This is a genomic window from Azohydromonas lata, assembly GCF_034427735.1.
Classification (GTDB): Bacteria; Pseudomonadota; Gammaproteobacteria; order Burkholderiales; family Burkholderiaceae_C; genus Azohydromonas; species Azohydromonas lata.
Map to the genome: position 1 here is coordinate 1 of NZ_JAXOJX010000277.1, position 232 is coordinate 232.

Annotated in this window: 1 protein-coding gene; it reads right to left on the minus strand. The window is 70.3% G+C overall.

Annotated elements, in window-relative coordinates:
- A partial coding sequence (locus tag SM757_RS35375; protein WP_322468922.1) for a hypothetical protein occupies positions 1–232 on the minus strand: 232 nt, incomplete at both ends.

The window sequence follows — 232 nt, forward strand, 5'->3', positions numbered from 1 at the left end:
GCACCGGGATGGGCGGCAGCTTGGCCGTGGCAAGGCTCTTCACGGTTTCCGTCGTGCCATGCCCGTCGACGTAGCTGACCTCGACGCGCACCATGCGGTCGGCCTGGGCGCCGGTGAGGGTGAAGCTCTCGCCCGTGGCGCCCTCGATGCGGGTCCACGTCTGCCCGTCCGCCGACGACCACCAGCTGTAGCGCAGCGTCCCCATGCCGTCCGCATCGGCGATGGTGCTTTC